The 12,345-nt window shown below is 59.4% G+C and carries 13 protein-coding genes; 6 read left to right on the top strand and 7 right to left on the bottom strand.

Annotation, left to right across the window (positions count from 1 at the left end):
* Positions 1 to 2: 2 nt before the first annotated feature.
* On the bottom strand, positions 3 to 905 hold the full coding sequence (locus KGB23_RS01640; protein WP_150658985.1) for a TIGR01777 family oxidoreductase: 903 nt from the start codon (positions 903 to 905) through the stop codon (positions 3 to 5).
* 196 nt (positions 906 to 1,101) lie between these two features.
* Between KGB23_RS01640 and KGB23_RS01635 the strand changes: the two genes are divergently transcribed.
* From KGB23_RS01635 to KGB23_RS01610, 6 genes are all read left to right on the top strand, one after another.
* Positions 1,102 to 2,088 carry an NAD(P)/FAD-dependent oxidoreductase gene (locus KGB23_RS01635; protein ID WP_095130402.1) on the top strand — a complete coding sequence of 329 codons (987 nt, stop codon included), beginning with the start codon at positions 1,102 to 1,104 and terminating at the stop codon, positions 2,086 to 2,088.
* A 132-nt stretch (positions 2,089 to 2,220) separates the two neighbouring features.
* On the top strand, positions 2,221 to 3,180 hold the full coding sequence (locus tag KGB23_RS01630) for a YbgA family protein (RefSeq protein WP_223429645.1): 960 nt from the start codon (positions 2,221 to 2,223) through the stop codon (positions 3,178 to 3,180).
* Positions 3,180 to 4,121, top strand: a complete 942-nt coding sequence (locus tag KGB23_RS01625) for a MerR family transcriptional regulator (protein ID WP_223429644.1) — start codon at positions 3,180 to 3,182, stop codon at positions 4,119 to 4,121. The genes KGB23_RS01630 and KGB23_RS01625 overlap by 1 nt, the downstream gene beginning before the upstream one ends.
* 34 nt (positions 4,122 to 4,155) lie before the next feature.
* The gene (gene phrB / locus KGB23_RS01620) at positions 4,156 to 5,604 is read left to right on the top strand and encodes a deoxyribodipyrimidine photo-lyase (protein ID WP_223429751.1); all 1,449 of its coding nucleotides are present in this window, start codon (positions 4,156 to 4,158) and stop codon (positions 5,602 to 5,604) included.
* A 66-nt stretch (positions 5,605 to 5,670) separates the two neighbouring features.
* Positions 5,671 to 6,447, top strand: a complete 777-nt coding sequence (locus KGB23_RS01615; protein WP_223429643.1) for an SDR family NAD(P)-dependent oxidoreductase — start codon at positions 5,671 to 5,673, stop codon at positions 6,445 to 6,447.
* 60 nt (positions 6,448 to 6,507) lie between these two features.
* On the top strand, positions 6,508 to 6,813 hold the full coding sequence (locus tag KGB23_RS01610; protein ID WP_008153413.1) for a YkgJ family cysteine cluster protein: 306 nt from the start codon (positions 6,508 to 6,510) through the stop codon (positions 6,811 to 6,813).
* 68 nt (positions 6,814 to 6,881) lie between these two features.
* Here KGB23_RS01610 and KGB23_RS01605 read toward each other — a convergent pair whose 3' ends face one another.
* The 6 genes from KGB23_RS01605 to hemA form a co-directional block, all read right to left on the bottom strand.
* Complete coding sequence (locus KGB23_RS01605) at positions 6,882 to 7,400, bottom strand: acyloxyacyl hydrolase (RefSeq protein WP_150658989.1); 519 nt, start codon at positions 7,398 to 7,400, stop codon at positions 6,882 to 6,884.
* A gap of 112 nt (positions 7,401 to 7,512) precedes the next feature.
* Positions 7,513 to 8,304, bottom strand: coding sequence for a glutamate racemase (murI, locus tag KGB23_RS01600; RefSeq protein WP_223429642.1), 792 nt, complete (start codon positions 8,302 to 8,304; stop codon positions 7,513 to 7,515).
* Positions 8,297 to 9,052, bottom strand: coding sequence for a molybdopterin-synthase adenylyltransferase MoeB (locus KGB23_RS01595; protein ID WP_074880238.1), 756 nt, complete (start codon positions 9,050 to 9,052; stop codon positions 8,297 to 8,299). The genes murI and KGB23_RS01595 overlap by 8 nt, the downstream gene beginning before the upstream one ends.
* Positions 9,046 to 9,876, bottom strand: coding sequence for a peptide chain release factor N(5)-glutamine methyltransferase (prmC, locus tag KGB23_RS01590; RefSeq protein WP_223429641.1), 831 nt, complete (start codon positions 9,874 to 9,876; stop codon positions 9,046 to 9,048). Before prmC ends, KGB23_RS01595 begins: the two co-directional genes overlap by 7 nt.
* The gene (prfA, locus tag KGB23_RS01585) at positions 9,877 to 10,959 is read right to left on the bottom strand and encodes a peptide chain release factor 1 (RefSeq protein WP_223429640.1); all 1,083 of its coding nucleotides are present in this window, start codon (positions 10,957 to 10,959) and stop codon (positions 9,877 to 9,879) included.
* Positions 10,956 to 12,245 carry a glutamyl-tRNA reductase gene (gene hemA, locus KGB23_RS01580; protein ID WP_095130383.1) on the bottom strand — a complete coding sequence of 430 codons (1,290 nt, stop codon included), beginning with the start codon at positions 12,243 to 12,245 and terminating at the stop codon, positions 10,956 to 10,958. Before hemA ends, prfA begins: the two co-directional genes overlap by 4 nt.
* Between the last annotated feature and the right edge of the window lie 100 nt (positions 12,246 to 12,345).

Below are 12,345 nucleotides of genomic sequence, written 5' to 3'. Positions count from 1 at the left end.
TTTCAAAGGCGGCTGGAAAGGTCGTCCAGAGCCGCGCGCAAATCAGTGAACTGGAAAGTGAAACCCGCTTCCAGCAAGCGAACCGGTACGGCCTTCTGGCCGCCCAGCAACAGCAATGACAATTCGCCCAGACACACCTTCAACGCAAGGGCCGGCATGGGCATGAACGTCGGGCGGTGCAGCACGCTGCCCAATGTCTTGGCAAACTCGCGGTTGCGCACAGGCTTGGGTGCGCAGGCATTATAAGGACCACTGGCGTCTTCCTGACGCAGAAGAAAATCAATCAGGGCGATTTGATCGTTGATATGGATCCACGGCATCCACTGCCGGCCACTGCCAATAGGCCCGCCCAGCCCCACTTTGAACGGCAACAACAGCCGCGACAAAAAGCCGCCCTCGGCCGATAACACCAGCCCGGTACGAATGAAGATCACGCGAATGCCCATGCCTTCGGCACGCTGGGCGGTTTCTTCCCAGGCGATGCACAACTGGCTGGCGAAATCATCGATAACCGGTGGAGACTTCTCGGTCAATTCCCGTTCGCCCCCGTCACCGTACCAACCGACCGCAGACCCGGAAATCAACACCTGCGGTTTTTGTTCGCGGGCTTCGAGCCAGGCCAGCAGGGTTTCGGTCAGGGTGATGCGGCTGCTCCACAACAGCGCTTTGCGTCTGGTTGTCCAGGGACGATCGGCAATCGGTGCACCTGCGAGGTTGATAATCGCATCCACTGGCTCCTGGCCGATGTCCTCGAGGCGGGCCACTCCGCGCACTTGGGCACCACAGATTTTCGCGACTTTTTCAGGCTTGCGACTCCAGACCGTCAGGCGATGACCCTGACTCAACCAGAGGCGGCAGAGTTGACGTCCTATCAAACCAGTACCGCCGGTCAGCAATATGTGCATGACTACTTCCTCGCGTAGCGTTTTACCCTGATCACTAGTCTATTTTTATAAGCAGGGATCTTTGGTATCGGGCAGGCTCTGTGATTAACAATAGGCCAAGCTGTCAGAACGAGAACGCTAAAAGTTATACCAAAAAACAATATTGTACAGGTTTCAACCACGGCGTAGTCTGTACAGAAAGGTAAACGAGGCCCCTATGACTGTACCTATCGCGATCATCGGCACCGGCATCGCCGGACTCTCCGCCGCCCAGGCCCTGACAGAGGTCGGGCATGTCGTTCAACTTTTCGATAAAAGCCGCGGCAGTGGCGGACGCATGTCAAGCAAGCGCAGCGATGCGGGTGCTCTGGACTTGGGCGCGCAATATTTCACCGCCCGCGATCGCCGCTTCGTCACTGAAGTCCAGCGCTGGCAAGGCAACGGCTGGGTCGCCGAGTGGATGCCGCAGCTCTACACCTACCACGGTGGCCAGCTCAGCCTGTCGCCGGACGAACAGACGCGCTGGGTCGGCACGCCGCGCATGAGCGCCATCACCCGCGGCCTGCTCGGCGACCTGGAAGTGCATTTCGCCTGCCGCATTACCGAGGTCTATCGCGGCGAGGAGCACTGGCATCTGCAAGACGCCGAAGGCTTCACCCACGGCCCGTTCAGTCATGTGATTATTGCCACGCCAGCGCCTCAGGCGACTGCATTGCTGGCCTCCGCGCCGAAACTCGCCGGTGCCGCCGCCGGGGTGAAAATGGACCCGACCTGGGCTGTCGCGCTGGCGTTCGAGACACCGCTGGATACGCCCATGGAAGGCTGCTTCGTACAGGACAGCCCGCTCGACTGGCTGGCTCGCAACCGCAGCAAACCGGGACGTGACAACACGCTGGACACTTGGGTCCTGCACGCCACCAGCGCCTGGAGCCGGCAACATATCGACTTGTCCAAGGAAGCAGTGATCGAGCAATTGCACGGCGCATTTGCCGAGTTGCTGCACGACGCCATGCCCGCCCCGACCTTCAGCCTCGCCCACCGCTGGCTCTACGCCCGGCCCGCCAGCAGCCATGAATGGGGAGCCCTGGCCGATGCCGATCTGGGCCTCTATGTGTGTGGCGACTGGTGCTTGTCCGGTCGTGTCGAAGGCGCCTGGCTCAGCGGCCAGGAAGCCGCCCGCCGCTTGCATGCGCATCTGCAGTGAACCGCATCGATCCGGTAGAAGGCCGACGATAAAACCTATACAAATAATTTGACTTGTATACCTTTGAATCTATGATGAAGTTATGTTGTACAGACCGAGCAGTCTGTACAGGTTTAGATTCGAGGTGCTCCGATGCCCCACGTCACCGTGAAACCGAAGATCGCCATCAGCGCCTGCCTGATGGGCGCAGAAGTGCGTTTTAACGGCGGGCACAAGGCGTCGCGGCTGTGCAGTCGCACCCTCACGGACTATTTCGATTTCATCCCGGTCTGCCCGGAAGTCGCCATCGGTCTCGGCATTCCCCGTGAACCGATCCGTCTGGTGGGCGATCCACAACATCCAGAAGCCATCGGTACCGTTAACCCAACACTCAATGTCACCCGGCCGCTGACCGAGTACGGTCAGAAAATGGCCGCGGAACTGGGCGATCTCTGCGGCTACATCTTCATGCAGAAATCCCCGTCATGCGGCCTGGATCGGGTCAAGGTCTACCACGCCAACGGGGCGCCGGTGGACGGTGGTGGCCGTGGCATCTACGCGCAGGCGTTCTGCGCGCTGCATCCGGATTTACCGGTGGAAGAAGACGGCCGACTCAACGACCCGGTGCTGCGAGAAAACTTCCTCACCCGCGTGTTCGCCTATAGCGCCTGGCAGCAGTTGCTGCGCGACGGCCTGACTCGCCGTGGCCTCACGGACTTTCACTCGCGCTACAAATACCTGCTGATGGCTCACAACCCGGTGCAATACAAAACCCTGGGCAACCTGTTGGGCAACAGGGGGCAGACCGATCCGAATGAACTCGGCCCACGCTATTTCAGCGAGCTGATGGCGGCCTTGAAAAAATGCGCCACACGCCGCACCCACACCAACGTCCTGCAACACATCAGTGGCTATCTCAAACAGACGATCAGCCCTGAAGACAAACAGGAAGTGCAGCACGTCATCGGTCAGTACCGCCATGGCATCGTGCCGCTGGTGGTGCCGTTGACGCTGCTCAAACACTACTTCCGTCAACACCCGGATCCGTACATTGCGCAACAGGTTTACCTGCAACCGCATCCGGAAAATCTCAGTCTGCGAAACGCGATCTAATGAAAACCCTACTCGACACCAGCGCCAGCGAAGACCTCGGCGCCGACTTCAAGAAAGCCCTCGACGAAGGCTGGCTGCCGATCCGCGAGGTCGCGCGGCAGACCGGCGTCAACGCCGTCACCTTGCGGGCCTGGGAACGGCGTTATGGCCTGATCGTGCCGCAACGCACGCCCAAGGGGCATCGGCTGTTCTCTGCCGAACACGTTCAACGCATCCTGACGATTCTCACCTGGCTCAACCGTGGCGTGGCCGTCAGTCAGGTCAAGCAACTGCTCAACACCCCGCAGGCCTTTACCGAATCTGTCGAAAACGATTGGCAAGTGATGCGTCATACGCTGCTGCAAGCGGTCACTCAACTGAACGAACGCACCCTCGATGACACCATCAATCAGGCCATGGCGTTGTATCCACCACGGACCTTGTGCGCACAACTGCTGATGCCATTGCTGGCTGAACTGGAGCAACGCTGGCAAGGCCAGTTCGGTGCGCAGATGGAGCGGGTGTTTTTTTACTCCTGGTTACGCAGCAAATTTGGCGCACGCATCTACCATAACAACCGTCAGTTACGCACCGCGCCACTGTTGTTGATCAATCAATCGGACCTGCCACTGGAACCTCACCTGTGGCTGACCGCCTGGCTGATCAGCAGCGCCGATTGCCCGGTTGAAGTGTTCGACTGGCCACTCCCCGCCGGCGAACTCGCGCTGGCGGTCGATCATCTGCAAGCCCGCGTCGTACTGCTGTATTCCAGCAAAGCCATGAACCTTTCGCAGCTGCCGAAACTTTTGAATGGTGTCAGTTGCCCAAAAATGATTGCCGGCCCCACGGTATGCATCCACCACGCCGAGTTGTCCGCACGAACGTTCAAGATTACTGATTTGTTCCTGGCTGAAGATCCGTTAGCGGCGCATCAGGGCCTGGTTCAACGTGGGCTCATTTAATGGCGAATTTTTAATGAATCGTGCGGACTCCTCTCTGCAATTGATCTGGTTGCGCAGCGACTTGCGCCTCCATGACAACACCGCCCTCTCGGCCGCCGCAGCCCGCGGCCCGACTGTGGCGGTGTATCTGCTAAGCCCGGAGCAATGGCTGGAGCACGATGACGCGCCGTGCAAAGTGGATTTCTGGCTGCGCAACCTGAGCGAGTTACGCAGCGCGTTGGATGAGCTGAACATTCCCTTGTTGATCCGCAAGGCATCTCGCTGGGAGGACGCACCCAAGGTGCTGCTCGATCTTTGCCAACAGTTGAAGATCGACGCGGTGCACGTCAACGAGGAGTACGGCATTCATGAAAGCCGTCGTGATACCGCGGTGGCTCAAGCCCTGAAAGCCCAAGGCATAGACTTTTACCGCTACCTCGATCAACTGCTGTTCAAGCCTGGCACCGTGCTGACCAGAACCGGCACCTATTACCAGGTTTTCAGCCAGTTCCGCAAGGTCTGCTACGAACGCTTGCATGCATCATTGCCGAGATTGGTTACCGCCCCCGCCATCCAGGCTCCGCTGGGTATCGCCAGTGACGAACCGCCCTCTCGCGCCGAGGGTTTCGACACGCCCAGCGATAGTTTGCGTGCTCTCTGGCCGGCCGGCGAAGCCGAAGCCCGACGCCGCCTTGAGACCTTTACCGACGCACAGATCGACTATTACCACAGCGAGCGCGATTTCCCGGCAAAACCCGGCACCAGCCGGCTCTCGGCCTATCTCACCGCCGGGGTCATCTCCCCTCGTCAGTGTCTGCACGCCGCGCTGCAAAGCAATCAGAGCGAGTTTGAAAGTGGCAAGGTCGGCGCCGTCACCTGGATCAACGAATTGCTGTGGCGCGAATTCTACAAACACATTCTGGTGGGCTACCCACGGGTCTCGCGTCATCGCGCCTTCCGCCCGGAAACCGAAGCCCTCGCCTGGCGCGATGCACCCGAAGATCTCCTGGCCTGGCAAGAAGCCCGTACCGGCCTGCCGATCATCGACGCGGCCATGCGCCAATTGCTCGAAACCGGCTGGATGCATAATCGCCTGCGCATGGTGGTGGCGATGTTCCTGACCAAGAACCTTTTGATCGACTGGCGTGAAGGTGAGCGTTTTTTCATGCGTCATCTGATCGATGGCGACCTGGCGGCGAACAACGGTGGCTGGCAGTGGAGTTCCTCCACTGGCACCGATTCGGCGCCCTACTTCCGGATTTTCAACCCACTGAGCCAGTCGGAAAAGTTCGACGCCGAAGGGGTTTTCATCAGGCATTGGTTGCCGCAGATCAATGGAATGAACAAAAAAGACCTGCACAATCGCGCGAGACTCGACGGATTATTCGGTGTGATGGATTATCCATCGCCGATCGTCAACCTGAGCACTTCCCGCGAACGGGCCTTGGCCGCGTTCAAGAACCTGCCATCCCGACAGGGTTTATCCCCCCCGGAATTAAATTGATGCCGCCGCATGCGTTATAAATACGGTATTGAGCCGGGAAATTATCTGGTTAAAAAGGGAATTTGGATGAGTCGTACACCCCCAAGGCGATACTGGTTGACCGGCGCCAGCAACGGCATTGGTGCCGCTTTGGCCGAAGAAATACTGAAAAACGGTGCCCACCTGGCTGTCAGCTCCCGCTCATTGGCGCCATTGAAAGCCTTATCTCAGCGCTATCCCGGACAAGTGCTGGTGGTCGCGGGTGATTTGACCAACGGCCAGCGGGTGCGCGAAATCGGCGAGCAGATTGCCAAGGAGTGGGGTTCTCTGGACACCATGATCCTCAACGCGGGTACCTGCGAATACGTCGACCCCAATCAGTTCGACTCGTCAATCATCGAGCACATCGTGCGTACCAACCTGCTTGCCAGCAGCTATTGCATCGAAGCCGCCCGGCCCCTGCTGCAGGCGGGCACTGCGCCGCATCTGGTGGGCATGGCCAGCTCGGTGACCTACCTGCCCCTGCCACGGGCCGAATCCTATGGCGACTCAAAGGCCGGGTTGCGTCACCTTTTCGAGTCCTTGCGCATCGACGTGGCGCCGGAAAACATCGAAATGACCATAGTCAGCCCAGGACTTATCGATATACCCCTGAGCAATGACGTTGCAGAACACCTCGACTGGTCGGCGGACAAAGCTGCGCGATACCTCTTCGACATGCTCAAGCATCGTCCCCTGGAGCTCCCTTTACCGGAACTGCTCATGCCTGTCCTTTGGCCTCTGCCACAAAAGCCCGGCCAGACGGGACTGGAAATTGGCAAGCGCATGGAGCGAAACAATCCGCCGACCGAGGATCTGCCGTGAAGCCTGAGCGTCCGTCAGACCTTTCACACAGCGTGGGCCTACTGCCTTACACTGAGCGCCATGAAAACCATTCCCCATACGCAAATCGCCGAGCCTGCGGTCACATGCTCGACCTGCGCAGCTTGCTGCTGTCAGCTCGAAGTCATGCTGATCACGGACACGGGCGTGCCCGAACGTTTTATCGATACCGATGACTGGGGCGGGGAAGTCATGCTGCGTCTGGATGACGGCTGGTGCGCCGCACTGGATCGCAACACGATGATGTGCACCATCTACGAAAAACGCCCGTTGATCTGCCGGGAGTTCGAGATGGGCGCACCGGAGTGCATCGACGAACGCCAAGGGATTACCACGGCGTATCGCTGATCGAGAAAACACCGAAGATCTAATGTGGGATCGCCGCACCGCCGCTCCCACATTTACCAAGTGCAGGCTTACAACGGCATCGTGTAGTGCAGCGCGTAACTTTCTACACCATCGTTCGAGCTGCTGATTCCGGCATTGGAATAGTGCGTCGCACGAATCCCGACTTCATGCCCGCCCGTAAAGCGCAGCCCAAAACCGAACCGGTCTTCAAACTGAAAGGCATTGCCGAGATTGTTGTTTTCGACTTCGGTATTGGCGAACACCGCGACGCCAACCCCCAACTCCAGGTAGGGTTTGACGGTCTGCCCGGCAAACTCGTAAACCAGCACCGGCGCGAACGACAGGCTGTGGTTGCTAGAGGTCTTGTCGCCGTCCCAATAGGTGTAGGCACCGCTCCAGTAACCAGTCAAACGACCGATATCACTCTGCAGCCAGCTCTTGTCCCAATCGAATTGCATGCCCAGTCGATAGGTCATGGTCGACTCGCTAGTCTGACCGACCGCGAACTCCACGCCTGCCGCCTGTGCGGTAAAACTGTGCCCCATTAGTGCGGCCGCAATCGCGGCCAAGCAGAATAGTCGCTTCACTAGAAACATCCTTTTCCGAACGATTTCGTATGGTTTTTTTGTCGCTTGATGCTATAGAAGTCGACACTTAATCAGAAGTTCACCCCAATTACTCGCTTGCCCCGAGTTTTGTTTACTCCTTGAAGCTTCGCACAACGCCAGCGGTATTCCACAGTATCGGCAAGATATTTTTGAAATGCTCCGGATCGGCACTCGTCCAGAACTGTGCAGCACGAGCAGGCTCCTCGGCGAGCAATTCACGCTCGGCCAATAAACGCTGAAGTTGCCGCGCTACAGCGGCGCCGGTGTCGATCAAGCTGATGTCATCGGGGATCATCTGCTTTAGCAACGGCTTTAGGAAGGGGTAATGCGTGCAGCCAAGAATTATCGTGTCGCACCCGGCACCGAGCAGCGGTTCGACATACCTGGCCAGCAACTCGCGCAGAGCCGGACTGTGCAGATCACCGTTTTCAATCAGCTCCACCAGACCGGGACACGGCTGGGTGATGACTCGCACATCGGTGGCGAAACGGTCGAGCAACGCGGCGAACTTGGCACTCTGCAAGGTGCCGGTGGTGGCGAGAACGCCGACCACACCGCTGCGGGTGGCGGCAGCGGCCGGTTTGACCGCAGGCTCCATGCCGACGATGGGCCACTCGGGATAATCGCGCCGCAAATCTGCAACCCCAGCGACCGTCGCCGTGTTACAGGCCAGCACCAAGGCCTTGGCGCCCTGCTGCTGAAAAAAATCGGCCATCACGCTACAGCGATAACGGATGAATTCCGGGGTTTTCTCGCCGTAGGGAATATTCCCGCAATCGGCGACATACAACAGTGACTCGTTGGGCAGCAAACGCTGGATCTCGGCCAGCACCGAAAGCCCACCGACACCGGAGTCGAACACGCCAATCGGCGCTTCACGCATGCTTCGAACCACAGACGCTGCAGCCCGGATCACGCTTGACCCGCAATTCGCGAAAGCGCGAGCCCAAGGCATCGATCAACAACAGGCGCCCCACCAGCGGCTCGCCGAAACCCACCAGCAACTTCATGGCCTCCAGCGCCTGAAGGCTGCCCACCAGCCCAACCAAAGGGCCTACGACGCCGGCTTCGCTGCAGGTCAGTTCGGCTTCGCTGCCGTGACCATATAAACAGTGGTAGCACGGGCTTTCCGGACGACGCGGGTCAAACACTGACAACTGACCTTCGAGCCGAATCGCTGCACCGCTGACCAGAGGTTTGCCGGCGGCGACACACGCAGCGTTGACCGCTTCGCGGGTGGAGAAATTGTCGGAACAGTCCAGCACCAGATCCACCGCGGCCACGGCGGCGGCCAGGGAATCTTCGTCCAGCGCGGTGCGATGGGCGATCAACTGAATCTCGGGATTGATCGCGCTCAGTCGGCGTATAGCCGAATCGACCTTGCTCAGGCCAACGCTGTCGGTGTCGTGAACGATCTGGCGTTGCAGGTTGGTCAGATCGACAGTGTCGAAATCCGCCAAATGCAACTCGCCGACGCCGGCAGCTGCCAGATACAGCGCAACCGGCGAGCCGAGGCCGCCGAGACCGACAATCAATACGCGGCTTTCTTTCAGTCGCAACTGGCCGTCGATATCGACGTGTTGCAACAGAATCTGCCGACTGTAGCGCAACAATTCCTGATCATTCAGCACGGCAGGCGCCCCAGGCTGATACGTTCGTGACCGCCCAGATCGGTGCGGCTGTGGACTTCTTCAAAGCCGCGGGTCAGCAGCAAATCGCGTACCGCAGTGGCTTGATCATAACCGTGTTCAAGCATCAGCCAACCGCCCGCCTCCAGATAATCCGGCGCCTGGGCGACGATCAGACGCAGATCGTCGAGTCCGTCGATGCCGGCCACCAAGGCACTGGCCGGTTCGAAGCGCACGTCGCCTTCCACCAGATGCGGATCGGCTGAGGCGATGTAAGGCGGGTTGCTGATGATCAGCTGAAAACGCTGACCTTCCAGCGCACTGAACCAATGACTGCTCAGCACGGTGGCGTTGTTCAGGTGCAAGCGCTGGCGATTGCGCTCGGCCAGGGCCACGGCTTCGAGCACACGATCCACGGCGGTCACCTTCCAGGCCGGACGCTCGCTGGCCAGGGCCAACGCAATGGCGCCGCTGCCGGTGCCGAGATCGAGGACCTTGGCAGGTGTGGCTGACAGCAGTTCAAGTGCGGTTTCCACCAACAACTCGGTGTCCGGGCGCGGGATTAGCGTATGCGGCGCCACTTCCAGATCAAGCTTCCAGAAACCTTGCTGACCGAGGATGTAGGCCACTGGCTCACCGCCACGGCGGCGCTGCAAATACTCGGCAAATTTAAGCGCCGCTTCGCTCGGAACGATGCGCTCGGGCCAGGTGTGCAGAAAACTGCGGGACTTGCCCAACGCAGCGGCCAGCAACAATTCGGCATCCAGGCGCGCGGAGGGCGAATCCGGCAAGTCGGCGGCGCGTAACAAACTGGCAATGATCGTCATTTACTCACCTATCGCTGCCAATTGGTCGGCCTGATATTCGGCCAGCAACGGCTCGATCACCGCATCGACGCCACCCGCGAGGATTTCGTCGAGGGAATACAGCGTCAGGTTGACCCGATGGTCGGTGACCCGCCCCTGGGCAAAGTTATACGTGCGGATCCGCTCCGAGCGATCACCCGAACCGACCAGCAATTTTCGCTCGCTGGCGATAGCGTTCGCGGCGGCGCTGGTCTGCTGATCGTTGAGCTTGGCCGACAGCCAGGACATCGCCCGGGCGCGGTTCTTGTGCTGGGAACGTTCTTCCTGGCACTCGACGACAATACCGGACGGCAAGTGCGTGATGCGGATCGCCGAGTCCGTCTTGTTGACGTGCTGACCACCGGCACCGGAGGATTTGTAGGTATCGATGCGCAAATCCGAGGGGTTGATCTCGATCGCTTCCTGCTCGTCCGGCTCGGGCAACACCGCTACGGTGCAGGCCGAGGTGTGGATGCGGCCCTGGGATTCGGTAGCGGGAACCCGTTGTACGCGGTGCGCACCAGATTCGAATTTCAGCTTGCCGTAGACGTTGTCGCCTTCGACGCGGGCGATGACTTCTTTAAAGCCGCCGTGTTCACCAATGTTCTCCGAGAGGATTTCCACCCGCCAGCCGCGACGCTCGGCGTAACGCGAATACATGCGGAACAGGTCGCCGGAGAAAATCGCTGCCTCGTCACCGCCGGTGCCGGCGCGGATTTCGAGGAACACGTTACGCCCATCGTTCGGATCCTTGGGCAGCAGCATGCGTTGCAGGCCGGCTTCGATGTCGATCAGTTGCTCTTTGGCTTCGCGGACTTCTTCCACGGCCATTTCGCGCATGTCCGGGTCGCTGTCCTTGAGCAGCGCCTGGGCACCCTCGAGATCGCTTTGTACCTTGAGCAACTGTTTATAGGTTTCGACAATCGGTTCGACTTCCGCGTATTCCTTGGAATAGGTGCGGAATTTGTTCTGATCGGAAATGACTTCGCCGTCGCCAAGCAAGGCGGTCAATTCCTCGAAACGGTCCTGGAGGATGTCCAGCTTATTGAGCAGTGACGCTTTCATTGCGGTTTTTTATCCGAAAAGCTATCCGATGAGCCCTCATTCAGGGCAAAGAGTTCCTGGGCCATGGCCAACGCATCGAGGCGGCCTTCGGCAGAGAGCTTTTTCAACTGCACGCTCGGTGCGTGCAAGAGTTTGTTGGTCAGGCCCCGCGCCAGTTGCACCAGCACGTCTTCGGCGCTGCTGCCGTTGGCCAGCATGCGCTGGGCCTTCTGCAATTCTTCGTCGCGCATGCGTTCGCTTTGTTGGCGATAAGCCTTGAGCACATCCACCGCAGCCAGTTCACGCAGGCGGACCATGAAATCTTCGGCACCGATCGAGACCATCTCTTCCGCCGCCTGGGCTGCGCCCTGCCGACTCTTGAGGTTCTCGGCGACCACTTCGTGGAGATCGTCGACGCTATAGAGGTAAACGTCGTCCAGTTCGCCGACTTCCGGCTCGATATCCCGGGGGACAGCGATATCTACCATGAAGATCGGCTTGTGCTTGCGCAGTTTCAAGGCGCTTTCCACCGCGCCCTTACCCAGGATCGGCAACTGGCTGGCGGTGGAGCTGATGACGATGTCGCTGCGCACCAGTTCCGCCGGGATGTCCGAAAGCAACACCGCGTGGGCGCCGAACTGCTCGGCCAGAATGCTCGCGCGCTCCAGGGTGCGGTTGGCAACGACGATGCGCTTTACACCCAGTTCGTGCAGATGGCGGGCGACCAGGGTGATGGTCTCGCCAGCGCCGATCAGCAAGGCCTGGCTGCGTTGCAGGTCGCTGAAAATCTGTTTCGCCAGACTGACCGCGGCAAACGCCACGGACACCGGGTTCTCGCCAATGGCAGTGTCGGTGCGCACCTGTTTGGCCGCATTGAAGGTGGCCTGGAACAGCCGCCCGAGCAACGGACCGATGGTGCCGGCCTCGCGGGCCACGGCGTAGGCCGATTTCATCTGACCGAGAATCTGCGGTTCGCCCAACACCAGCGAATCGAGCCCGGAGGCCACCCGCATCATGTGACGAACTGCCGCATCATCTTCGTGCACATAAGCACACGCGCGCAGCTCTTCGAGGCTCAAATGGTGATAATCGGCCAGCCAGCGCAATATGATGTCAGCCGAAAGGTGATCCTGTTCTATATAGAGTTCACTGCGATTGCAGGTGGAGAGGATCGCAGCTTCGCGGCTGTCGGTGAGTCGGCAGAGCTGCTGCAAGGCCTCCACCAGCTGCTCAGGGGTAAAGGCCACGCGCTCGCGGACGTCTACTGAAGCAGTCTTGTGGTTAATACCGAGTGCAAGGAAGGCCATTCAAAGTCGCTGATGGTGACGTGAAGCCGGCAATTGTCCTACTTCGACAGAGCCAGAACAACTACCGCTGACTATTGTCCCAATGACCTGCCTCTATAAA

This window comes from Pseudomonas sp. GL-B-26 (assembly GCF_019947405.1).
In the GTDB taxonomy this organism is placed as follows: Bacteria; Pseudomonadota; Gammaproteobacteria; order Pseudomonadales; family Pseudomonadaceae; genus Aquipseudomonas.
This window is presented reverse-complemented; position numbering and strand designations above follow the sequence as displayed.

Coding starts and splice junctions, on each gene's coding strand:
- KGB23_RS01640 (WP_150658985.1), bottom strand. CDS start 905: ATGCACATATTGCTGACCGGCGGTACTGGTTTGATAGGACGTCAACTC.
- KGB23_RS01635 (WP_095130402.1), top strand. CDS start 1,102: ATGACTGTACCTATCGCGATCATCGGCACCGGCATCGCCGGACTCTCC.
- KGB23_RS01630 (WP_223429645.1), top strand. CDS start 2,221: ATGCCCCACGTCACCGTGAAACCGAAGATCGCCATCAGCGCCTGCCTG.
- KGB23_RS01625 (WP_223429644.1), top strand. CDS start 3,180: ATGAAAACCCTACTCGACACCAGCGCCAGCGAAGACCTCGGCGCCGAC.
- KGB23_RS01615 (WP_223429643.1), top strand. CDS start 5,671: ATGAGTCGTACACCCCCAAGGCGATACTGGTTGACCGGCGCCAGCAAC.
- KGB23_RS01610 (WP_008153413.1), top strand. CDS start 6,508: ATGAAAACCATTCCCCATACGCAAATCGCCGAGCCTGCGGTCACATGC.
- murI (WP_223429642.1), bottom strand. CDS start 8,304: ATGCGTGAAGCGCCGATTGGCGTGTTCGACTCCGGTGTCGGTGGGCTT.
- prmC (WP_223429641.1), bottom strand. CDS start 9,876: ATGACGATCATTGCCAGTTTGTTACGCGCCGCCGACTTGCCGGATTCG.
- prfA (WP_223429640.1), bottom strand. CDS start 10,959: ATGAAAGCGTCACTGCTCAATAAGCTGGACATCCTCCAGGACCGTTTC.
- hemA (WP_095130383.1), bottom strand. CDS start 12,245: ATGGCCTTCCTTGCACTCGGTATTAACCACAAGACTGCTTCAGTAGAC.